This window comes from Kamptonema animale CS-326, assembly GCF_028330895.1.
GTDB classification, from domain to species: Bacteria; Cyanobacteriota; Cyanobacteriia; order Cyanobacteriales; family Microcoleaceae; genus Kamptonema; species Kamptonema formosum.
The window spans coordinates 33943-58568 of sequence record NZ_JAQMUA010000275.1 but is presented as its reverse complement, the minus strand read 5'-3'; the positions used below and the strand labels follow the sequence as shown (position 1 = coordinate 58568).

The window sequence follows — 24626 nt, the reverse complement described above, 5'->3', positions numbered from 1 at the left end:
TATTTACCCCGTCTATGCCAGCGAGCGATCGCTTTCCCCTGCAACCCTGCTAAAAAATCCTTAGCAAAAAATGGGTTGGCGATCGTGTTCTCTAGCAACACATCGCCACCCAATATTTCTAAACCGAGGGTCAGTTGATTTAGACCCCGGCAAATGGTTTCAACTTCAGGCAGTTCTGGCACAACTTAACGCTGTTCAGTTCCTTGGTTGGGTGCGCCTTCCACGCTTCCTGGAACTTCAGCTCCCGGAGCGCTTTTATCTGTAGTTTTTGGCTGCTGGGGTGCGCCGCCACTCCCTGTCTTGCGAGTACCTGCTTCGATGGTGGTTTGCTTGCCACCGGAAGCTGCCGTCGATTTTCCCTTAGCCTTGGGCCCTGCAACTTCGACAACTTCGCCTGTTGCGAAGTTGTTGGTGTTGACACCGGCATAATTTACGGTGTTAAAGCGAACGATAACGGGGTATTTAATGCCACTTTGGTCTATAGAGGCAACAGTACCTAGTTCCTGAAACCAGTAGGACTCTTTGCGAAGAATACGAACTTGAGAACCACGTTGAACCATGAGCTTTTTTTCCTTATGTAACGAATAAACGGATAAAGCTATTTGTTTTTCATTTTAGGATTGCGCGGTTCACTTTCAAACGGACGCTGCGGCGTTTGTATATATAAGTTTACATTTGAGAGTCATGACTGGTGGCTGGGTACGATGCCGATCGCTGGCTTCGCCTACGCCACTTGTCCGCAGTCCCAAGTCGGACTCAGCCTCTAGAGCAGCGATAAGGCTTAAAACATCCCCATCGACAGCCGTATATGACTTTATCTAAGTAAATCTTTCTTCCTTCTTCCTTCTTCCTTCTTCCTTCTTCCTTCTACTTATGACTTTTATTTGCCCCACCTTCGGCATCCTCAAGCGATCGCCCTCCCGAAAAAAGAGCGATCGCCATCAAATTACTTAGTTGCCAACAGATCGGCCGCCAACCGCTTAAACGCCAACCTTTCATTCTCGATATCGACAAAAATCGTGTCGCCATCGCTGAAATCTCCCCGCAAAATGCTCTTAGCAATTTGCGTTTCCAACTCGCGCTGAATTGCTCGTTTTAAAGGACGCGCACCGTAAACAGGATCGTAACCTACTTCTGCCAAGAAATCGAGAGCAGAATCAGACAATTTGATCGACATCTTGCGATCGGCTAACCGTTTATCTAAACGACCAATTTGCAACTTCACAATCTGCCGCAATTCCTGCTTACTCAATCCCTGAAAAATGATCGTCTCATCAATCCGGTTGAGAAACTCTGGGCGGAAAGTACCGCGCATCGCCTCCATCACCCGACTACGCATTTCTTCATCATCTCCGGCCACATCTAAAATGTATTGAGAGCCGACATTGGATGTCATAATAATCACAGCATTCTTAAAGTCTACCGTGTGACCTTGCGCGTCAGTAACGCGGCCATCATCCAGAATTTGCAGCATGATATTAAACACATCCGGGTGAGCTTTTTCGATTTCATCGAATAGAATCACCGCGTAAGGACGGCGGCGGATTGCCTCAGTTAATTGTCCACCTTCATCATAGCCAACATAGCCCGGAGGCGCACCAATCAACCGAGAAACCGCGTGTTTCTCCATGTACTCAGACATATCAATTCGCACCATTGCATCTTCGGTATCGAACAGATAAGCGGCCAAAGCTTTTGCTAACTCTGTCTTACCAACACCCGTCGGGCCGAGGAAAATAAAACTAGCTACAGGGCGATTCGGATCGGCTAAACCGGCACGCGATCGCTGAATTGCATCTGCAACAGCAGTCACCGCTTCATCTTGTCCGATTACCCGCTTGTGCAGTTCATCTTCCAAGTGCAAAAGTTTCTGCATTTCCGACTCTACCAACTTGCTGATCGGAATTCCCGTCCACTTAGAAATAATCTCCGCAATGTCAGATTCCGTAACTTCTTCCCGCAGCAAAGTTTGACCCGTAGTTTGAGTCGCTGTCAGTTTAGTTTCTGCCTCTTCTAATTGTTTTTGCAACTCAGTTAAAGTGCCATATTTCAACTCGGCAGCACGGTTAAGATTATATTCTCGTTCTGCTTGCTGAATTTCAATATTTACCTTATCAATCTGTTCTTTGATCTTCTGAATGTTGCCCAGAACGCCTTTTTCAGCTTGCCATTGTCCATTCAGCGCACTTTGTTGTTCTTTAAAATTAGCCAGGTCTTTTTCTAACCTTTCTAAGCGTTCGATCGAAGCGGGAGCACTTTCTTTTTGCAATGACAGCCTCTCCATTTCTAGCTGCAAAATCTTACGATCGATTTCGTCTAGTTCTTCCGGCTTAGAAGTAATCTCCATTTTCAATTTAGCGGCGGCTTCATCCACTAAGTCAATGGCTTTATCTGGCAGAAAGCGATCGCTAATATATCGAGTAGATAAAGTGGCCGCTGCGACTAAAGCACTGTCGGAAATTTTCACGCCATGATGTACTTCATAACGCTCCTTCAAACCCCGCAGAATCGAGATAGTATCTTCCACTGTAGGTTGATCTACATAAACCTGTTGGAAGCGACGCTCTAAAGCAGCATCTTTTTCAATATACTTGCGGTATTCATCGAGCGTAGTTGCACCGATACAGCGCAATTCACCCCTCGCTAACATCGGTTTCAGCAAGTTGCCAGCATCCATCGCCCCTTGAGTTGCACCCGCACCGACAACGGTATGAATTTCATCAATAAATAGAATAATTAAACCCTTGGAGTCGGTGACTTCTTTGAGTACAGCTTTTAGGCGTTCTTCAAATTCTCCTCTGAATTTGGCACCAGCAATTAAAGCCCCCATATCTAAGGCAATTAATCGCCGATCTTTAAGAGATTGAGGCACATCTCCGGCAATAATTCGCTGAGCAAGACCTTCTGCGATCGCAGTTTTACCTACCCCTGGTTCGCCAATCAAAACGGGATTATTTTTCGTGCGGCGGCTCAAAATCTGAATCGTGCGACGAATCTCGTCATCTCTACCAATCACCGGATCGAGTTTGCCTTCCCGCGCAAATTCAGTTAAGTCTCTGCCATATTTTTCCAAGGATTCATATTTAACTTCTGGATTTTGATCGGTCACTTTTTGGTTCCCCCGGACTTGGGCAATTATTTCTTTTAGCTTGGCTTCATCTAGTTTAAATTCTTGAAATAAACTTTTGCCAAAGCGGTCATCTTGAGGATAAGCTAGCACCAAATGCTCAATCGAAATGAATTCATCTTCATACTCTTTTCGATGAGCTTCAGCTCGGTCTAGTAAAGTGTCCAAGCTGCGGCCGAGATAGACAGAAGCTCCACTTCCCGATATTTTAGGTTGGCGGTTAATGAATTCTTCAGTCCGATCTTGTAGCTGGCGCACGTTAATACCAGCTTTAGTAAAGAGGCTGTGAGCTAATCCGTCTTGTTCTAGCAAAGCTTTCATTAAGTGTTCGCTTTCGAGCTGCTGTTGTTGGCTTTGCTTAACAATATCTGGGGTGCGGGCGATCGCTTCCCAGGCTTTTTCTGTAAATTGATTGGGGTTACTCGGCTGCATTTTTCGCTACCTCGCCTTGATATTACTTTATAATTTTAAAATTATTTTAGACAGCCACTAGCGATCGCCTAGATCGGTGTTCACCCCTGACTATTGGCGTATATCCGTCATCCTCACATACTTACCCGTTCCGGGAGGCGAACCGTAAAAGTCGAACCGCGTTCCACTTCACTTTCTACTGCGATCTCGCCGCCTAAAATTTGGCACAAACGCTGGCTAATTGTCAGCCCCAAACCAGTCCCGCCGTACTTGCGCGTAGTCGATGCGTCTGCTTGAGTGAAAGGTTTAAAAATATGTTGCAACTGCTCCTCAGTCATGCCAATTCCAGTATCGCTCACGCGAAAAATTAAGACTTGAGAGTTAGAATTTAAAGCTGGGGGATATTCCTGTTTATATTTCTTATTTTTACTCTTAAATTTATCATTTTTAATTCTTTCGATGCTAAGAGTAATCACACCTTTTTCTGTAAATTTAGCCGCGTTACTGAGCAAATTAAGGAGTATTTGCCGCACCTTCGGCTGGTCAGCATACATAGTGCCAACATCACCGTTAATTTGCATTGCCAAAGTATTACCTTTTTTCTCTACTAGCGGTTGAGCCGTACTCACAACTTCTTCAATCATATTAGCAATATCAAAATTTTCTAAATAAAGAGTGACATGACCTGCTTCTATCTTAGAAATATCGAGAATATCACTGATCATGTCCAGCAAATGCTTGCCCGCAGTTTGAATTCTTTCCAAATCCGGGAGAAAATCTTCATAACCCTCATCTTGGGCATCTTCTTGCAGCATTTCACTGTAGTTAATAATCGCATTTAAAGGCGTGCGAAGTTCGTGACTCATGTTAGCCAAAAATGCACTTTTAGAGCGGTTCGCTGCTTCGGCAGCAATTTTTGCTTCTTGTAATTCTTCTGTATACTCCCCTACCCGCAGAATTAATTCGTTTAGCGCTATTGCTAACTGCCCAACTTCATCGGCAGTAGTGATCGGTACTTGCAAGTCAAAATTTGATTCTTCACTCACTTGCTGAGCAATTTTTGTGGTAGCTTCCAAGGGACGAGCAATCGCTTTGCTAGTATAGATTGCTAACATCGCTGCGATCGCGGCAGATAATGTTAAACTACTAATAAGAATTATCGTTCCCAGCGTCTCTGCTCGCTCATAAGATTTCAATGCCCGATCTGCCTTAACACGAAAGTTCTTCGCAAGGTTAGCTGACTGTTGCGAGAAGTCATCCAGTTTTAAAGTAGCTTCGTTGCTAGCAAAACTATCCAAACTCTGCTTAGCGCTTTGCAGTTCTTTGGGTTTTAAATTAGATGATTTTATCTTTACTAATAACTTTTCTACCTGCTGCGAATAAGCTTTAACTGTCTGTACATAAGCCTCTGTCAAATCCTTAAACTGATTGTAATCTTTTTGAATCTGTGGATCTGAAGGATCTGGTAAAGAGTGGACTCGATCGAGTAGTTGAGTCATCTCAGCAGTGCTAGACAGAAATTCAGAGCTTTCCTGCACAAAAAGTTGAGGCGTTGCCAGTAAGGTAGGCAGCTCTTTTTTATAAATTCTTACCTCCCAGAGCTTATTGCTGAGATTGGTTAGAATTTCCGCTTTTTCTCTGTCTGTAGCTAATTGTTCCCTAACTTGCTGTTTGTAATATCCTTCAATACCCCTTCCCGTCAAAGTACCGAGAATGGCAATACCAATGACTAGGGCATACCCGCAGCCAATTTTTTGCCTGAGACCTAAGCGGTTGAACAGACGGTTTAACCCATTTTGAGCAGGGTTTTGGGGTGAGTTTTGCGAGTTTGAGGTTAAAGGCATCGGCAAGGTACTCATCAACCAGAAAGGTAATATATAGCTAGGATGCTCAGGGCTAGGATGCTCAGGGCTAGGGAAAGAAAGGAAGAAGGGAATATAATCAGCGGGCTTCGGCAATAAGCGAGTGTCTTAAACGCCTTAGCGGTTGCTATATATATTGTAAATGATGGCAGCGTAACGGTAAAGATAATCTATAATTTAACCTCTGTTCTACATAGCTATGGGGTCTTTGCAAAGTTCCACTTCCGGCTCTGCTTGACTGCTTGCAATTCTACCCTCTTTAACTTAAGATTCTCTCTAGGATCTCTAATATTTTTTGCATAGCTGATTAGTCGATGTGAATTGGCTTGTTTGAGGTTTCATTCTTTAGCTGTTCCCAGTTAGCGGTTAAAAAATCCATAGCTTTTTTGAAATAAATCTTGCTTTCTGAGCTCAAAATTGTACTGTTTAAATCTACTCGATCGAGTTTTTCTTGTATTTGCAAACGATAGTCGTCATCATGTATCAGCTTTAATATTAAGTAAATATACTCTTCTGAAGTTTGAGCAATTAACTCTGATAAACCAACAGTTCGGAGCATTTGAGAACCAATGCGGTTGTACCATTTGTCTCCCTCGAAGGTGACAGTAGGTTGTCTCAAGTATAAGCTGTCAGCAACAGTATTACAACCGCCAAAATGACAGGCTTCAATACAAATATCTCCCTTTTCCATGAGGGCCATATATTCGCCGTAGGGTTTAGCTGGAATCAGTTCCACACAATCTTTACCTAAGATAGATTCTAAATCTGTAGCGAAGGGGAGGAAATCATTTTTTCTGGTCAATGCACCCCCCGAAAAAAATCTAAAAACAATCTTTTTATGAGACTTTGCTACTATTTCTTTTAAATAACAGACTAAGTTATAATTTACTTTCTGGGCGTACCAAGGACAATTAACGATAAATTCTGGGCGACTTTTCTTGATATTTTTAATTTGATAGTGAGGTTGATTGTGGATAGCTCCAAATCCTGGTAATAGCACTAATCTCTCTGAATAGTTTGCTTCTGCACCTTGGGGAATTTCTACATCCGCTCCGCTGATATAATAATCTATTTCCGAGCCGAAGGTGCTCACAGAATGACCCAGCCCGCAAATCTGAAGGGGAGCAATCCTTAAATTAGATAAAAAAATGCTTTCTACAGTCATACCGATATCGGGATAAAAAACTGCGGCAAAATCATTTTCTCGGATAGCATCTATATTTAAGTAACCGTCTTTAGCATAAACATATCTAATTTCTTTGAAAAATCCAATATCGAGATTATTTCTAATCTCGCCCAGATGGACTAAAGTTAATTCATAGTCATCCTTTAAAGACTCAATAAACTCAGAGAGAATGCGATAGACTGAATGCTGAGAAAACCACAGAGAAGTGATTATAGCTATTTTTTTAGGCTTGGGATTATTGTTAATCTTTGCAGTGGTGGCAAACGGGCTATTTTTAATAGATTGGTTGATTCTATTTTTGATTTCGCGGTCGCGATCGCCATCTATATAACTGGCTCCAAAGTAGATATCATCTATATTATAAAAATCAGTTAATTTGTCATCTGTATATGTGATGTGTTCCCTAAGATTTTGGTAAGCTTCCTTGTTAATCACCGCAGAGCGGTAACTCTCACAAAAGCAAGAATACCAAAGACAAGCTAATTGAGGATTGGCATTAAACAAGGCTTGCTTGTCAAATTTGACTGTATTTCTAGCTGAGTACAAGCTTAATAACTTAGCAAAATTGCGGGGTTGATCGTTTAAAATTTGTAAGTAGGCATCTGTTGTTTTAAAGCTAGAAATGGCTACCAAATTAGAAATCGTGAGATTATGTTTAATAAATAGATTGACGTGGCGATCGCTGAGAATATATTCCGGTTGAGTAAATAAGTACAAAAAGTTTTTGACAAAAACATTGATAAAATAGCGCAAACTAAGATCTAAACTATAGTAAGTTTTATTATGAAAATGTTCCAGAACTCGCAGGAATATTTCTGAAAGCTGGTCATATTCTTGATGGCGATAGAGTTCCAGCAGCTCTCTAGGATTAATTTGGGGATTATTTATCAATTCGGAATAATTCATCTTTCTCGTTTTAAAACTAGCGATTACTTTTTCAACCCCCCAATTAAGGGGGGTCAGTAATTCCGAGTTTTATTGACACATTTGAAATTGTGCCAATTCCGCCGGAATCTTAGAAGCATTAGGTACATTAGCACTGCTAGGAGCAAAAATTCCCATCCCAAAGTTACAGCCTTTAGTAGTAGTACATTCCCCCGGTTTTGCCCCGATTTGATATTCGCTTTCAGATGGGGGAGTAAAAGTGATAACCGGGAGGCTATCTACAGTTTCACTGGTAGCGATTACCTGGCCGCTCATATCTTTAAGAGCCAAGTTTAAGCCCTTGCAATTTTCATCGCAAGTGCCGACAAAAGTATACTGAATATCAGGATAGAGAGTTGCTCTAAAAGGGGTTTCAACTTGCTGTCGAACTTTCCCTAAGAGTGGCAAAAAGACCAGCTTATTGCCCTTTCCTTTCTGCTGAGCCACTTCATTTTTTAGTCGGCAGATAACAGTATTTTGCTCTTTGGTTAGTTGTTGAGCAACGGCAGTTCCTACTACTGTTGCACCGAGTAGAAGAGCGATTCCCGAAAGAACTAGATGTTTGATCTTCATTGATGTTACCTTTATTGCATCGAGTTACCAGGAGCGTACCACATCTTTTGACTGCTATTGCTCTATGCAGAGAAACTTTTTTAGCTTCTAGTAGTTTAATTATTTGCTGTTGCGTCGAAACTCCCAGGCTGGAACAAACTTGGCATCTCCCCAAAGGCCGCGTCGGCTTTTCTTGGCTTCGGCTTCGGCTTTTTGAACAATATCTGCACTGGGACAGTTTTTCAGGTAGGGACGGTAGACCATTGCTAATCCTTCGCGCAGTAAAACTTCCTGAGTAAAGGTGCCATCAGGTAAGCGAACTTCGCTTACTTTGCGACCGTAGCGGTCAGTATCGGTTACAGTTAAAACAACGCGATCGCCTCCCTTTTTAACTAACTGTTGCATTCTTTGCTGTGCTTTTAATCCCCACATAAATTGATTTTTATCGATGGCTTTTGTACTCTGTCTTTCCCTTTGGGAATGGGGAATTTCAGGTGCATCTACGCAGGCAAAGCGTATTGTTATATCTTTATCTTTAGCACCAATTACGGTAATAGTATCCCCATCACTGACGCGCTTTACGGGATAATTGTTTTGGTCTACAGTTTGTTTGCAGCCAATTAATAGGAGAATTAGAGCAAGTATACTTAAGCCTGCGATTGCTGGGCGATTTCCAATTTTAATTTTGCTCATTTTTATGGTAAATTTTCCTGCTTGTTAATCTGTGGTGATGGCATCTAGCACTTGTTCAATATTACTCTGTAACGCCGCCTTCTAGGTGGTTAAGAGCTCGCCTAGAAGAGAATGGCTAATGGCTAATGGCTAATGGCTAATAGCTAATGGCTAATGGCTAATGGCTAATGGCTAATTACCCATCTCCCCCATCTTCCCCATCCTCCCCATCTCCCCCTCTCTTTCCCTAGTCCCTAGCCCCTAGCCCCTTCCCTACTAAAAAATTAGGGTAATCCCGGAACCCGGAATTACCCTAATTTAAGATTCTAGATGCGATCGCGCATCTAAAATTGATTATGCGATCGCAGCCATCTTGACATCATTATTAGCCAGCAACTCTTGCAACTCGTCAGCGTCCACAGTTTCCTTGTCCACCAAGATATCTGCTAATTTATCAAGGACATGACGATTACCAACCAACACCTCTTTAGCGCGGCGGTAAGCTTGATCTACCAAAGTGCGGACTTCATCATCGATCGTGGCGGCTGTCTCTTCCGAGAAATCGCGCTCCGCCATGATATCCCGGCCCATGAACATATTCCCTTGCTGGCGACCGAGCGCAACTGGGCCGAGGCGATCGCTCATCCCGAACCGAGTCACCATTTGTCGAGCCACACGCGCCACCTGTTGCAAATCATTCGACGCGCCAGTAGTCACTTCTTCCTCACCGAAGACAATCTCCTCAGCAATCCGACCACCTAAAGCTACCGCCATCTGATTTTGCAAATAAGAGCGGGAATAAAGACCAGAATCCATCCGATCTTCGCTTGGCGTGAACCAAGTCAAACCGCCAGCGCGACCGCGAGGGATAATGCTAATCTTCTGCACTGGGTCATAATCAGGCATCAAAGCACCAACCAAAGCGTGACCAGCTTCGTGATAAGCTACCAGCGTTTTGCGCTTTTCGCTCATTACGCGGTCTTTCTTCTCAGGGCCAGCCAGCACCCGATCGATCGCATCATTAACTTCATCCATCGAGATTTCCGTCAAATTGCGACGAGCAGCCAAAATAGCGGCTTCATTCAGCAAATTGGACAAATCTGCACCCGTGAACCCAGGAGTCCGGCGAGCAATTTTCTCCAAATCCACATCCTTAGACAAAGTTTTGCCGCGAGCGTGGACGTTGAGAATTTCCAAACGGCCCGCGTAGTCAGGGCGATCGACCACCACTTGGCGGTCAAAACGACCCGGACGCAGCAGCGCTGAATCGAGCACGTCAGGGCGGTTGGTAGCAGCAATAATAATGATGCCAGTATTGCCCTCAAAGCCATCCATCTCAGTTAATAACTGGTTGAGGGTTTGTTCGCGCTCATCGTTTCCGCCGCCTAAACCAGCACCACGCTGGCGACCAACGGCATCAATTTCATCGATAAATACGATGCAAGGTGCGTTAGATTTGGCTTGTTCAAATAAGTCGCGGACGCGAGACGCGCCGACACCCACGAACATTTCCACAAATTCAGAACCGGAAATCGAGAAGAAAGGAACGCCAGCTTCACCGGCGACGGCCTTAGCTAGTAAGGTTTTGCCAGTTCCGGGAGGGCCGACTAAGAGCACGCCTTTGGGAATTTTTGCGCCAACTGCGGTGAAGCGATCGGCATTTTTCAGGAAGTCCACAACTTCCGACAGTTCTAACTTGGCTTGTTCAATGCCTGCAACATCCCCGAAAGTCACCTGGGTTTGCGGTTCCATTTGCACTCTGGCTTTAGATTTACCAAAGTTCATCGCTTGAGAACCAGGGCCGTTTTGGGCTCGCCGCAACAGGAAGAACAATCCTACTAACAGTAGGATGGGGAAGAATAGGCTGCTCATGGCTTTGAGCCAGAAGCCTTCGTCGTTCGTGGGTAAAACTGAAATGTCCACGCCGTTAGTGGTGAGGATATTGATCAGCTCAGGGTCATTAGGCAAGTTGACGAGTACCTTAGTGCCATCCTGGGAAGTGACTAGGGCTCTAGTCCGGTCAGCATTTATACTTACTTTGTCTACTCTCTTGCTCTGGACTTGCTCAATGAATTCGCTGTACTTCCACAGTTGTCGGCTGGGGGGCTGTTTGTCAAAAAATGCAGTTGCTAAGGCAATGACGACAATAGCTAGCAGCGCGTACAGGCCTGCGTTTCTCCACCGTTTATTCACCGGGGCTTTTCCTCCTATTTTTTTAAGTCACACAGACTTGGGAATTTTTAATTATGTTAATCAATCTTAACGTAATTGTAACTTGTTGTCGCTACAGGGAGAGATCGGTAGTGGCGATCGCGCAGTCACAGAGGGGAAACCGAATTACTCATCAGCCCGCAAGTAAGCTGTTATCTTTACAAGATCAAATGATTTTTGTCAAGAGTTAGGAGTTGCAGCCACAGGCTTTGGGGTGGGCGGGGGGTGATTTTCAGTTAAGCTAGTAGAAACCAAGAACTAAGCTGCAATGGGAACTATCTACACTACCTTAAAAATTAGAAATCCTGTGAGTAACAGCGAGATAGTGGAACTAGAGGCCAAAGTAGATACAGGAGCAACATTATTAGTTTTGCCTGAATCAACTGCTTTACACTTTTACCTATGGTTGGAGATAGGGTAGAGCGTTGAATTTGTCAATGCTATTTCCGAGAGGATTTTAGCCAGTTCCATTGTCAAACAATCCTGTGTTCGCCGAGAAAGGTTGTATAAAATAGTATAGACTATTCTGGGAACACTTGAAATCGGTATTCGTCTGATATTCAGCACTCTATTTAGTACCTTAGCGGCATCAACTATGATATAGCAGTTTTCAATCTGGGTGGATGTACAATAACTTGCTTTATACCCGACAAAATAAATACTTCAACATAGTTAAATCTAAAATGCCGATTTCTCTAAAGCTTCCTAGCAATAATCTTTTTTCTTAGCCTTCGCCTTCTAGTTATCCCTAAGCATCCTGAGTTACATTCTTTCACACCAATCACATTTTACTATGGCGGAAACACTTGGCTCTCTCTGCGACAAGCTGACAATTATTAAATTGAAACAGTGGCATTCCGAAGACGAAACTAGACTCAAAAGCCTTGCTGTTCAAGAAAAGCAGCTTCAGGAAGAAATTAACGAATTTATTAGCAGCGCTGTCTCTGGAGAAATTCCCAGCGAACGCCTGACTTTTGCCTCAAATAAAGTTTATAAAAAAGAAGGCAATTATGTGCCTGATGTACTGGGTACTATCGGTGAAATCTTCTCACAGCTTGCCCATGTTAACTGTAACTTGTGGCACGAACAAGAAAAGGTATATGAGTTTGAAAAAGTGGAGGCATCAGAAAAAGATAAAGTTGTCAAACAACTTGCCATATTGAACTTAGAACGGAATAAGTGCATAGATGGAATAGACAAAAATTTACAATCACTGGTAGAAAAACTCAGCTATCATCAACAATCAGGACTTACGTAAAACCATCCGTAACGCCGCCATCTTGGCGGTGAGTTTAACGCGCTTGTTAGCGGCGCTACGGCAAGGGTGCGATAAATCTAAACAATAATTTTTCTAAAGGTAAAGCCATGCACTTAGGTCATCGTAAAACTTGTCGAGTCTGCGGTTCTTCTGCACTCACTCCAGTCATTAATTTAGGCGAACAGCATTTACAAGGTTCCTTTGTTAAACCCGGTAAAGAAGAACCCCCCCTGAGAAAAATTAGTCTTTCTCTGGTGCGTTGCGATCCCACGAAAGATGAGAAAGCCTGCGGTTTATTGCAGATGGAACATACTGTTCCACCGGAAGTTTTATATTCTGCTTACTGGTATCGTTCCGGTACGAACCAGACTATGCGAAACCACTTGCAGGGAATTACTGAAGAAGCAACAGCGCTCATCAATAAAAGTAATGCCCGTGTTTTGGATATTGGCTGTAATGACGGGACTTTACTTAAATCTTATCCTCAAGACTTTATCAAATTTGGAGTCGATCCCTCTGACGTAGCACAAGAGATTACCGGAGATATTACTGCAATTCAAGACATTTTTCCTTCAGAAGAACTGAGTAAGGTTTTACAAGGCGAAAAATTTGACATTATTACGTCAATCGCCATGTTTTATGACTTGGAAGACCCGGTAAATTTCTGTAAAGAAATCAAAAAAGCCCTGGCTCCTGATGGTTTGTGGGTATTTGAAATGTCCTATATGCCATCGATGCTCAAGATGAATTCCTATGACACAATTTGTCACGAGCATTTGGAATATTATAGTTTAGCGGTGTTGGAATATATTCTCAAACAAGCTGACTTAAAAATAGTAGATGCTCTTCTTAATGACATCAATGGTGGTAGTATTCGCTGTTATGCAACACATATTGACAATTTTTCCTTCAAAAGACAAGAAGCTGTGACACGGATCAAGCTTTTGCGTCAGAGTGAGTTTGACATGGAGCTTGATACTGATAAACCGTACAAGAATTTTCAAGATCGGATTAATGTGCATAAAGAGGAGCTAATTTCATTGCTAAAGATGCTGAGAAAGGAAGGAAAAAGTATTCATATTTATGGTGCATCAACTAAAGGCAATACCATTTTACAATGGTGTGGAATTGACAATCGAATTGTGGACGTAGCGGCGGAAAGAAACCCTGATAAATACGGTGCTTATACTCTGGGTACAGATATTCCAATTGTCAGTGAAGCAGATTCAAGAGCCATGAAGCCGGATTATTATTTAGTCTTACCTTGGCATTTCAAGGAAGAATTTCTCAAACGCGAAGAAGAAACTTTAAAAAGTGGTGTTGGCTTGATTTTTCCTTTGCCTAACGTCGAAATTATCAAATACTAGCTCCAGACACAAAACAGCGCACAATCAGATAAAATCATGACTCATTTCTTCCTGCACAATAGTTTTCATAGCGGTGATGTAATCTTAACAAGATCGCTAATTCATACCATCAGGCTTAGTTTTGCCGGAGCTAAAATCACTCTGGAATGCGCTGAACCATCTACCTATCTTTGGCAGGATTTAGAACTACCGATATCTGTGTACCAAGGTCGGGAATACAAAAACACAGAACGAACATCAAACTGCCCCAATGATGCCATATTTGTTAATATGTGCTTTGGAGTTTTTGAGGATATTTTAAAACTCTATGGTATGACTTACCCAAATAAGGTTCATACCTTTAATCGCCAGATGTATCAGCAGAATTTAAATCATAAATATCTGCTACCGCTACCGATTCACAGCCCCATGATTACCTTTTTCGGGCAACCAGAGGAGGTAATCGAAGTTAGAAAAAATAGCATTTTGGTGGAAAATGGAGAAGCTTTTTCTAGTCAAAATTACTTCCATTTAAACGAACACCTGAAGCAAATAGCTTCTGATTTTCCTCAACTCAACTTTTACTGTTCAGCTCAACCTAAATTTGCTGCTCCTAATATTTTTGATTGCAGCGGAATGAACCTTAAAGAATTATCCCATCTTTCGGATAGATGTATTGGTTTATTGATGAAAGGAAGTGCTGTAAATGCAGCATCTCAAACGGAGAGTAACCGATATAAGCCACGCTGTATTGTTGGGAGGGACTTACCAGTTAAGCTGTGGGAAAATTTGGAAAATGCGGTAGTTTATGCTAAGAATTATGCGGAAGTTAAGGCATTTATTTCTAGTTTAGTCGCACCTGAACAGACAGCACTTGTATCAGCCTTGCCTCAACCAGCAACAGTGGTAGAGGGGACAAAAAAATCGCGAGGTTTATTTCTCAATACTGAGAAAGCCAATTGCAGCATCTACGAGTCTGGCAAAATGGCTTATCAATGTTTATTACTTTCGGGAAAATACGACCTTGATTATTTAGAAATTAGCGAAAATGCGGCTGAGATTCCGAATAATTATGAATTTTACATTTTTAACTATCATCATGTAACAATGAGTTGGCTCAATACAAAAAGAGTCAGCTTATTGCCGGGATTAAAAGTAACATTGGTGCTGGAAACACTTACGAATAACCCCTTCGGTTTCTGTCCTGCTGATGATTTTGATGCCTATTTAGCGCTCGATCCGACGATGAATGTGGAAGATAAAAGAGTATATGCTTTCCCCCGTCCCTTAGAAGTTTATACTCCAGTCAACCCGTACCGAGAATCATCAACCCCTGTAATTGGTACTTTTGGATTTGCCACGATAGGTAAAGGATTTGAATTGGTTGTAGATGCTGTTAATAAAGAATTTGAAAAAGCAATTGTTAAAATAAATATTCCGGCATCGACTTATAGCGAAGATAGACATTGGACATTGCATAAAAAACCTTATGCCGATTACCTGAGCGAGTTGTGTAAGAAAGTAGCGAAGAAAGGAGTTGAAGTAGTTATCACCAATGAGTTTATGACTAAAGACCAACTCATTGAATGGTGCAGTCAAAACACACTGAATTGTTTTCTTTACAACAGGAATCAAGCGGGAATTTCCGCAACTACCGATCAAGCTATATCAAGTGGAAGACCCTTAGCAATTTCAACTAATGAAACATTTCGGCATATTCATCACTATATTAAGCCGTACCCATTCCAGAGTTTAAAAGATGCGATCGCTTCATCAGAGCCGCAAGTTAAGCAAATGCAAACAGACTGGCATCCACAAAATTTTGCGACCAAGTTTGAAGAAGTTTTAGAAGATTTTGGGATGCTGCCTAAAACTGAACGGAAAACCGTTCAGAGACAAGTTGCAGAATCCCCTAAACCGACTATACTCATTGTTTCTCATAAGCAAAAACAATGCGGTATTTACCAGTATGGTGTCAATATTACAGAAGCGCTACAAAAATCTTCGCGCTATTCCTTTGCTTATGTGGAGTGTTCTAATTACGCAGAACTAAAGAATGCAGTATCTCAAACAAATCCGGCTGCGATTATTTATAATTACTATCTGGCAACAATGCCTTGGCTGAGAAAAGAGGTGACTAGACAGTACAAAATTCCACAGCTAGGAATTATGCACGAAGTCACTCAGGAGGAAGCAGATAAAGCTACGCGAGAAATGTTTGATTATCATTTATGTCCAGATCCAACTCTGGCAGAAAATAATCCGATTGTTTTCAAGACAAAACGCCTGATTTCCCCTTACATTAACAGCCAAGATATTCCCGATATCGTCACTGTAGGAAGCTTTGGCTTTGGATTTAGTGACAAAGGTTTTGAACGTTTGGTTACGCTTGTACAGGAAGAATTTGATCGAGCAAAAATAGTGCTGCATTTGCCTTTTAATAATATTGTCGAACAGCAAGGACAATTTGCTAAAGCAACAGCGGAAAACTGTCGCAAACTTATTTCTAAACCCGGCATACAACTTGCGATTAACCATGAGTTTCTAAGCAAACAGCAACTCCTCCATTTTCTGGCAAGTAATACACTCAATGCTTTCTTCTATGACTCCCATAAAGACCGAGGGATTTCAAGTGTACTGGAACACGCTTTAGCAGTGCAGCGACCTCTGGCGATTAATAAATGCGGAATGTACCGTCATCTCTTTTCGGCCAATCCTTCAATTTGTATCGAAGATTCGAGTTTGAAGCAAATTATTGATAATGGCATCGCGCCGCTTGTACCCTTTTATAATGAGTGGAGCGAAGCCAATTTTATTTTAGATTATGAGCAAATTCTCGATCGAGTGCTAGGTCAAGAGCAAAGCGATCGGAGCAATTTACCTCAACTATCTTTTACGGTTGGTCTTCCTAATGTAACATCATTAAATCGCATCTTGGACAATGCCGCACGCACCCAGTACGAACCTGTCATTAATCAATTATTTGCCTTGGTTCCTGAGATGATGGCGCGGAAAATACCGGAAGCTAATATTCAGCAAGCCTTTATCTTAGACACCGCTCACAAATTTGCCTCCCAATTAGTAAAACCTAAAATTTTATGCGTTGGTAGTCATGAAGATAGTGCTGCTGCTGCCTTAAAGCAACTCGGCTATCACTTAGAAGAAATCGATCCTGCGATCAATTGCGATCTCAATGTTTATTTCCATAAGCCGTCTACAATCAAGGGCAGCTATGATATTATCTTTTCAACATCTGTCGTGGAGCACGTTCAAGATGATGAACTATTTATGACGCAAATCGCTGAACTTCTGGCACCTGGAGGTACTGCCATTTTAACTTGTGATTATAACGATCAGTATAAAGTAGGCGATCGCATTCCAGTAGTGGACTTCCGCCTTTACACTCAGAAAGACTTGCGGCATCGAATTCTCCCTTTACTGAAAAATTGTAGGCTTCCTGACGTTCCCCAGTGGGATTGTCCGAACCCAGATTTTATCTATGAAGGATGTCGCTACACATTTGCAACCTTTGTTTTTCAGAAAAATAAACTGTGAACGCTCTTATTTTTGGTGCCAACGGACAAGACGGATTTTATCTCAATGAATTGTGCAAAGCTAAAGGAATTAAACCTATCGGTTTATCACGTTCTGGAGATTGGATACACGCAGATGTATCCAATTACGAACAAGTTGAGCAGTTGATCAAAGAATACAAGCCAACTTATGTATTTCATTTAGCTGCTAAATCAACAACGCGGCACGACGCGCTGTTTGAAAATCATGCCGCAATTTCCACTGGTACGCTGAATATTTTAGAAGCAGTGTACAAATACAGTCCTAACTCGAAAGTTTTCATTACAGGGAGCGGCGTTCAATTCTATAATGATGGGAATCCTATTTCTGAGGATACTCCTTTTGAAGCAAGTAGCACTTATGCGATCGCGCGCATTCAATCAGTCTATGCTGCTCGATATTATAGAAGTCTAGGTATCAAAGCCTATGTAGGCTATTTATTTCATCACGAAAGTCCTCTGAGAAAGCCAACTCATGTCAGCCAAAAAGTTGTTCTTGCCGCTAAGCGCATTGTCGAGGGAGCTGATGAAAAACTGCAAATGGGTGATATCTCTGTAGAAAAAGAATGGACTTTTGCAGGTGATGTAGCACAGGGAATTATGACACTGGTAGAACAGGAAAATGTTTTTGAAGCTGTCATTGGTTCCGGCAAAATTCATACAATCAAAGATTGGATAGAAGTCTGCTTTTCTATCCTTGGTTTGGATTGGAAGCGCTATGTAGAACAGACTGAGAATTTTCAGACTGAATATAAGCGATTAGTATCTAATCCCGCACTCATGCACAGCCTCCACTGGCGACCAAATATAGACTTGCAGCAACTTGCAGCTATGATGATCGAAGCCAGATGAGATCGCGCTTTATCTTTAGGTATTTGAAGGATGAAAAATTTATCTCAGCCAGCGATTTATTCTTATTCTTCTAGTAATTCTTCTAGTAAGCGGATTTTGCTAGGACAACTTGGAGCAAATGGCGATTGCCTTCATGCAACTACATTAGCTCGGCAAATAAAACATGATTATCCAAATTGCCATTTAACTTGGGCAATTTCATCAATGTGCCGTAGCGTAATTGAAGAAAATCCGTTTGTCGATGAAATCTGGGAAATACCCGCTAATAATTGGCAAGAAATAGTAACAGCTTGGTATGGGTTAGAAAAAGAAGTACAATCTCGTCTTAATCGAGGTGACTTTGATGAAATATTTTTGACGCAGGTTAGCCCAAATAACTATCAAAATTATGATGGAACTACTAAAGCATCTCTTTTTCGCGGCTATCCAAAACCAATTACTGTGCCGATTCAAAATATCTTACGCCTGCGAAATAATGAGATTGAAAGAGTCCGTAATTTTGCTGAACAGCACAATTTACTGAAACGCAGTCATGTTATTTTATTTGAGTTCACTGGCAGTAGTAGCCAATCTTTTGTTAAGCCAGAATATGCTTTATCTGTCGCTCAATCGCTCCTCTCTCGTTTACCAGATTGCAGCATTATTCTTTCATCGAGCATGAAAGTTATAGTAACAGATGAACGAATTATTGATGGTAGCGTGTTGACACTACGAGAAAATGCGGAATTAACAAAATATTGTAGCCTTTTAATTGGGTGTTCTAGCGGCGTAACCCAAACAGTATTAACCGATTGGGCTAAACCGTTACCGATGATTCAGTTGTTGCTGGTATCCACATCAGTTTATGCTTCTATTGCCCACGATCTTGAATATTGGGAACAGTCTTCAGAGCAAGTTTTAGAAATGACTGATTGCTTAGTAGAACACGCAGTTGAATGCGCTTATACTGCTCTTGTAGAAGGATTTTCCGAGGCTCGTCGCCGATTTCACCAGCAAATCCCCATAAATTTTAACTTTTATTTCACTTTGGTTCATCAGGCTCTCCTGCGAAATGGTCAGTATCTGAAAGCGGCGCAATCTATTTTGTATACTACAGAACGATACGGTTGGCATCCTGAGCTAAAAACCTTTGTACAGACTGAGTTGCTTCCCAAAATAGGTCTGCATCAAACTATGCGAACGGCTGATGAAGGTTATACTAACTTATTACAAGATTTTGTCTCAGTTCACTCAGAATCAAACAAAGTAGCTTACTCACATAAAAAAACGATCGTGAAATTACCTGATATTGAATTTCCTACAATTATACCTCTTTCAGCCAGCAATCGCCGACCTTTTTGGTCAGTGATGATTCCGACCTATAACTTGAAGGAAAATTATCTTGAACAAACGCTAAAAAGCGTGATCGAACAAGCTTTAAGTACCGAAGAAATGCAGATTGAAGTTGTTAACGATAATCCGAATCAGTCTATTCAAGATGAGATCGAAGCAATTATCAGAAAAGTAGCTGGCAATCGGATCGAATTTTATCGTCATTCCGAACTTAATGTTGGTCAAACTGCAATTTTTAACATCTGTCTTCAGCGAGCTCGCGGTCAATGGGTTCACATTCTGCACGATGACGATTTGGTTAAGCCTGGATTTTATAGCAGCCTTCAGGGAGCTATAGAGCAACAATTAACAATTGGTGCTGCTTTCTGTCGCTGTCTCCATATTAATGAAGAAAATGCACCTTTATGGTTATCACCTCTGGAAAGAGAAACGCCTGGTATTTTAACTGATTGGATCAAAAAAATTGCTGTTTATTCTTGGATTGCAGCGGCTTCTATGGTAGTCAAACGAAGTGTATATGAGGAGTTGGGGGGATTTTGCCCCCAGGCTGGCGCTGCTGCTGATTGGGAAATGTGGAAGCGAATTGCGGTGAATTATCCAATGTGGTATGAGCCTCAAGTTTTTGCCTGTACGCGGATGAATTCTTCATCATGGACATCTAGATTGTTTCAATCGGGAGAGAATATTGCAGAGGCTCACAAAGCTATTAAAATTTCCCATGCTTACCTTCCCCAAAACATGGCGGAGGAATTATCAAATCAGGCAAAAGAACACTATGCAATCGAAGCTATGAAAATGGCACATTCAATGATTGCGAGAGGCGATATAAATTCAGCGATTGCACAGATTAGAGAAGGATTAAAATGCAGTAATTCTGCCAAAGTAACTAAGTTGATTCCGGCTGGTTTTCAGCCGAAGGAAGTGGAGCAAGAACAACAAAATAACATTCCAAGTTTGTCACCCAAGATCGTAATTGACGGCGTAATGTTTCAGATTCACAATTCTGGAATTACCCGTGTTTGGCTTTCCTTAATTACAGAATGGGCAACTCAGGATTTTGCTCAACATATTCTCTTACTCGATCGCAATGGAACTCTCCCCCAAATTCCTGGCATTAAGTATCGGCAAATATCAGCTTATGACTACAATAATACTGAAGCTGACCGCGAAATGTTGCAGAAAATCTGCGATGAAGAACAAGCCGATCTTTTCATTTCTACTTATTACACTACACCGCGATCGACACCCTCTGTGTTCATGGCTTATGATATGATTCCAGAAGTCATGGGAGCCAATTTAGCTAACCCGATGTGGAGCGAAAAACATCAAGGTATCCGCCATGCTTCTGCCTATATTGCCATTTCCGAAAGCACAGCTCGCGATTTAGTAAAATACTTTCCTGATATTTCTCCAGAATCAATAACAGTAGCTCATTGCGGAATAGATAGGAAATTCTCACCATCAACATTCGTAGAAATTAATCAATTTAAGGTAAAATATAATATTTCAAGACCTTATTTTCTGTGGGTGGGCGATCGTGTTGGATTTAACGGCTATAAAAATGCTGTTTTGTTCTTCCAAGCCTGCTCTCAATTGGAAAATAAACATGAATTTGAAATTATTTGTGTAGGCGGAAACTCGGTATTAGAAACAGAGTTAAAAACATATAGTTCCGATATTAAGATTCATCTTTTAAGACTAAGTGATGATGAATTACGAAGTGCTTATTCGGGGGCTTTAGCATTAGTCCAAACATCAAAATATGAAGGCTTTGGGTTGCCATTGTTGGAAGCGATAGCTTGTGGCTGTCCAGTAATCGCCGCTCAAAATAGCTCAATTCCTGAAGTTGCAGGTCAAGCAGCTTTATATGTGAACGGCGATCGAATTAAAGAGCTAAAAAAAGCACTTATTGAAGTGCAAAATTTTCAGATTCGTCAAAATTTAATTGCTGCTGGTTTGGAACAAGCTAAAAAGTTTTCCTGGTCAGAAATGGCAGGAAAAGTTAGCTCAGCTTTAATAGCTGCTACTAAGCTTTCCTCTAAAACATCTATTACTACACCACCTTCTATGACTTCCCTAATCAGCATTGTTGAAAAATATCAAAGTAACCAGTCAGATTCATCAGCATTAGCAAATATCCGCCAGTTGAGAAAAGAAATTGCCGATCGATGGCTCAATTCATCTACACTCGAACAACTTGCAAATGCCTATGCAGGAGAGACAGGTCAAGTCCATCAAGCACTGCTGAACAGCGGCATTAAAGATGAAACACTAACTGATGAAGAACAAACTTTTGTCAATCAACTAGCTGTACAAATTGCCAAAGGATTTGAGGAACATAAAACTATCAATCATCTCCTTGCTGCAATGCTTTACCGCCGTGCAGATAGACTACCGATCAAATACGAACGCGCCGCTATTCCCAATTGGTTTGTTAATGACTATCTAAAATTTATGTTTGTCTGTCCCAACCTTTTCCAAGAAATAGGAGAAGCAGACAATTACTATCGCTATCTGCAAGGATGGCTAGGTTACGTTCATACCAACATCTTTAACAACAAAGATTCTCAAATCTGGCAAAATATTGCTTTATTTTTCAGTCAAGTTGCTAACTTTATTCCCCTGTACTTTACGACTGCGAACTTGCGGGATATTTACACAAAGCGGGCGGATATTATGGAGTTAGCTCTTAAAAATCGCGGTTTTCAGGTTGATTATGTTTTCCCAGCGCGACCAGCAACGCGCTCAAAAATTCGCTTAGGAGTGCTCAACGATCATTTTGCTCCCCAGACAGAAACCTTCGCAACTCTTCCTGTCTTTGAACATTTAGACCGCAGCCAATTTGAAATTTTTCTATATGCTCTCAATGTCAGCGGTCATCAATTAGAACAATATTGTCAAAGTCGCGTTGATAAACTCGTTCCACTTCCTAAAGATTTTGCCTTGCAGGTGCAAACTATCCGCGATGATGACTTAGATATCCTGTTTATTGGCACTAACCTAACAGCTATTAATAAACCCACTACTTCGCTGGCACTTCACCGTTTAGCACGGGTACAGACGACCTCTTTCTGTTCGCCGACAACTACGGGAATACGCCACTTAGACTACTATATTGCAGGTAAGTGGACAATCCCCGATAGCAGTTATCAAGAACAATATCGAGAGCAATTAGCTATTCTAAATGGCAGCGGATTTTGCTTTAATTATGCTACTCAGTCGGAAACATCAACTCTGCAACCAACAAGAAATAGCCTCGGTATTTCTGAGCAAACAAATGTATTTATATCAGGAGCTAACTTCTACAAAATTCTGCCAGAATTGCGAGAAATTTGGGCAAAGATTTTGGCCGCAGTTCCCAATTCTATGCTGATTTTATATCCCTTTGGCCCAGCTTGGACTCGTTCTTATCCGGCCACGCCTTTTGTAAATAATTTGTATGCTGTATTAGCTAAATACGGCGTTGATAGCAAGCGTCTATTAATTGTAAAACAGTTACCGAGTCGCGGGGATGTTAAAGAATTTTTGGGGTTAGCAGATGTTTATCTTGATTCCTATCCCTACGCTGGCGCAACTTCTTTGATTGACCCTCTACAAGTAGGGTTGCCAACGGTAGTGATGGAAGGAAATGCTTTGCGCTTCCGGCAAGGGTCAGCAATGCTGCGGGAACTTGAAATACCAGAATTAATTGCTGATAGCCAACAATCTTACATTCGATTAGCAGTTGCTCTAGGTAGCAACCCTAAATTGCGACAGCTTCATCGGCAAAAGATTCAGCAAAAGATGCAAAGCAATCCTAAATTTTTAGATAGTCATGCCTACTCGCTTTCTATTGGTAAATTATTCCAAGAACTCTTTCAAAAATGGCAAAATAGCCAGTCACCTCTTGGCAGTTCAGTATTAGCACCCAGCGCTGAATTTAACAATAAACTTGAGGATTATGTAAATCTCTACCGCACAAATTCCTCAGCAGAATCAGCGATCGCATCTTTACGCCAAATCCGTAAACAGTTGGCTGATTATTGGTTGAGCGTCACTCCTGAGCAACTGGAAACTATCTATCAAAGCGATGTTGGTAAGGGCTATAAAATACTGCTTAGCTGTGGTTTTCAAAATCAACCCCTGACTGAAGAAGAACAGATATTTTTGCAACAATTGACTCAGATTAGTAAAGGACTCGTGCATCCTAAAGCTATTAATTCTCTGCTGGCTGCAATGCTTTACTTTATTCCGGGAACGATGCGGATACCGAATGCTCAGGCTCGTCTACCTCGCTGGTTAATAGAAGATTACGAGCAGGTTTTTGAGAGTGAAGTAGCACTGAATTTTGACTCGGTTAACCAACCACCATCCTCTCAGTTACTAGCTCATTATATTAGTTCGCCCCAATTTTTAAATCAACTGTTAGGCTGCGTGAATCTATACCGCATCGATCCGACTGATGAATCTGTGGTAATGGAAATCCGCCAGCTCAGAAAGCAAATAGCTGATTTTTGGCTCAGCGTGCCAACTGAGCAACTGGAAACTATCTACATTAGTGATGTTGGCAAGGGTTATCAAGCAATCCTTTACTCCGGTTTTCAAAATGAGTCAATACTTGAAACTGAACAGGTATTTTTACAGGAATTGACGGAAATTGGCAAAGGGTTAGTGCATCCTCAAGCTATTAATTCTCTGCTGGGTGCGATGCTCTACTTGCCTCCGGGTAAGATGCGTGTCCCTGATGCTCAAACCCGTTTGCCTAAGTGGTTAATTAATGACTATGCAAAAGTGTTTGAAAGTGTATTTGCCACCGCTGAAATAGATGATACTCTTTCCGAACCAGTCACGCAACCGCAAAATTTGCTGCCGCAGTTTCTCAGTCAATTATTTAGCTCTGTAAAGCTTTATGAAATAGATTCAACGAGTGAATCGGTAATAGCAGACTTGCGACAAGTTCGCAAGCAGTTAGCAGATTTGTGGCTGAAAGTTCCAGTAGATAAATTGCAAACTGTCTACAAAAGTGATTTAGGTAAGGGTTATAAAGCTTTACTGGGCAGCGGTATTGCTAATCAACCACTGCTAGAAGCTGAAAGGGCTTTTTTGAACTCATTAGTTACTGAATTAAGCAAAGGAATGACAGAACAAAAAGCGATCAATCATCTCTTAGCCGCAATGTTGTATTGTCGTCCAGGGCAATTGCAAGTTCAGGATGCAAATAATTGTTTGCCTCGGTGGTTATTAGAGGATTATGAGAAATTCGCTAAGGCTGGGATAAAGATGGCAGTTAAGTAATACAAATCAGGTTGGTGTTTGTAAGAGAGTTAACCCGAACTGTGACG

General features: G+C 41.7%; 15 protein-coding genes. 7 read left to right on the top strand and 8 right to left on the bottom strand.

Going from position 1 to position 24626, the window contains the following annotated elements:
• The coding region (locus PN499_RS16075) for a DNA-formamidopyrimidine glycosylase family protein (protein ID WP_334311693.1) at positions 1-182 on the bottom strand (182 nt) is incomplete at its 3' end.
• A gap of 3 nt (positions 183-185) precedes the next feature.
• The gene (locus PN499_RS16070; RefSeq protein WP_272033040.1) at positions 186-560 is read right to left on the bottom strand and encodes a photosystem I reaction center subunit IV; all 375 of its coding nucleotides are present in this window, start codon (positions 558-560) and stop codon (positions 186-188) included.
• A 42-nt stretch (positions 561-602) separates the two neighbouring features.
• On the opposite strand from PN499_RS16070, the gene PN499_RS16065 reads away from it, so the two are divergent.
• Positions 603-767 (top strand): hypothetical protein, encoded by a 165-nt coding sequence (locus PN499_RS16065; RefSeq protein WP_272033039.1) that lies wholly within the window; start codon positions 603-605, stop codon positions 765-767.
• A 179-nt stretch (positions 768-946) separates the two neighbouring features.
• On the opposite strand, the gene clpB is transcribed toward PN499_RS16065, so the two are convergent.
• From clpB to ftsH3, 6 genes are all read right to left on the bottom strand, one after another.
• Positions 947-3559 (bottom strand): ATP-dependent chaperone ClpB, encoded by a 2613-nt coding sequence (gene clpB / locus PN499_RS16060; protein ID WP_272033038.1) that lies wholly within the window; start codon positions 3557-3559, stop codon positions 947-949.
• A 113-nt stretch (positions 3560-3672) separates the two neighbouring features.
• Positions 3673-5496, bottom strand: coding sequence for a sensor histidine kinase (locus tag PN499_RS16055; RefSeq protein WP_334311692.1), 1824 nt, complete (start codon positions 5494-5496; stop codon positions 3673-3675).
• 211 nt (positions 5497-5707) lie between these two features.
• Positions 5708-7492 carry an O-linked N-acetylglucosamine transferase family protein gene (locus PN499_RS16050; RefSeq protein WP_272033037.1) on the bottom strand — a complete coding sequence of 595 codons (1785 nt, stop codon included), beginning with the start codon at positions 7490-7492 and terminating at the stop codon, positions 5708-5710.
• Positions 7493-7561: 69 nt separating this feature from the next.
• Entirely contained in the window at positions 7562-8083 is a 522-nt protein-coding gene (locus tag PN499_RS16045; RefSeq protein WP_007356986.1) for a hypothetical protein, read from the bottom strand.
• A 99-nt stretch (positions 8084-8182) separates the two neighbouring features.
• Positions 8183-8755, bottom strand: a complete 573-nt coding sequence (locus tag PN499_RS16040) for a thermonuclease family protein (RefSeq protein WP_272033036.1) — start codon at positions 8753-8755, stop codon at positions 8183-8185.
• 333 nt (positions 8756-9088) lie between these two features.
• Complete coding sequence (gene ftsH3 / locus PN499_RS16035) at positions 9089-10927, bottom strand: ATP-dependent zinc metalloprotease FtsH3 (protein WP_007356988.1); 1839 nt, start codon at positions 10925-10927, stop codon at positions 9089-9091.
• Between the two features lie 286 nt (positions 10928-11213).
• Between ftsH3 and PN499_RS16030 the strand changes: the two genes are divergently transcribed.
• From PN499_RS16030 to PN499_RS16005, 6 genes are all read left to right on the top strand, one after another.
• Positions 11214-11366, top strand: coding sequence for a hypothetical protein (locus tag PN499_RS16030; RefSeq protein WP_272033035.1), 153 nt, complete (start codon positions 11214-11216; stop codon positions 11364-11366).
• Positions 11367-11738: 372 nt separating this feature from the next.
• Entirely contained in the window at positions 11739-12203 is a 465-nt protein-coding gene (locus PN499_RS16025) for a hypothetical protein (protein WP_272033033.1), read from the top strand.
• A 107-nt stretch (positions 12204-12310) separates the two neighbouring features.
• Positions 12311-13570, top strand: a complete 1260-nt coding sequence (locus PN499_RS16020; RefSeq protein WP_272033032.1) for a class I SAM-dependent methyltransferase — start codon at positions 12311-12313, stop codon at positions 13568-13570.
• A 36-nt stretch (positions 13571-13606) separates the two neighbouring features.
• On the top strand, positions 13607-17104 hold the full coding sequence (locus PN499_RS16015) for a methyltransferase domain-containing protein (RefSeq protein ID WP_272033031.1): 3498 nt from the start codon (positions 13607-13609) through the stop codon (positions 17102-17104).
• Positions 17101-17973, top strand: a complete 873-nt coding sequence (locus PN499_RS16010; RefSeq protein ID WP_272033030.1) for a GDP-mannose 4,6-dehydratase — start codon at positions 17101-17103, stop codon at positions 17971-17973. Before PN499_RS16015 ends, PN499_RS16010 begins: the two co-directional genes overlap by 4 nt.
• 30 nt (positions 17974-18003) lie before the next feature.
• A complete protein-coding gene (locus PN499_RS16005) occupies positions 18004-24579 on the top strand; it encodes an O-linked N-acetylglucosamine transferase family protein (protein ID WP_272033028.1) in 6576 nt (2191 codons plus the stop codon).
• Positions 24580-24626 lie beyond the last annotated feature (47 nt).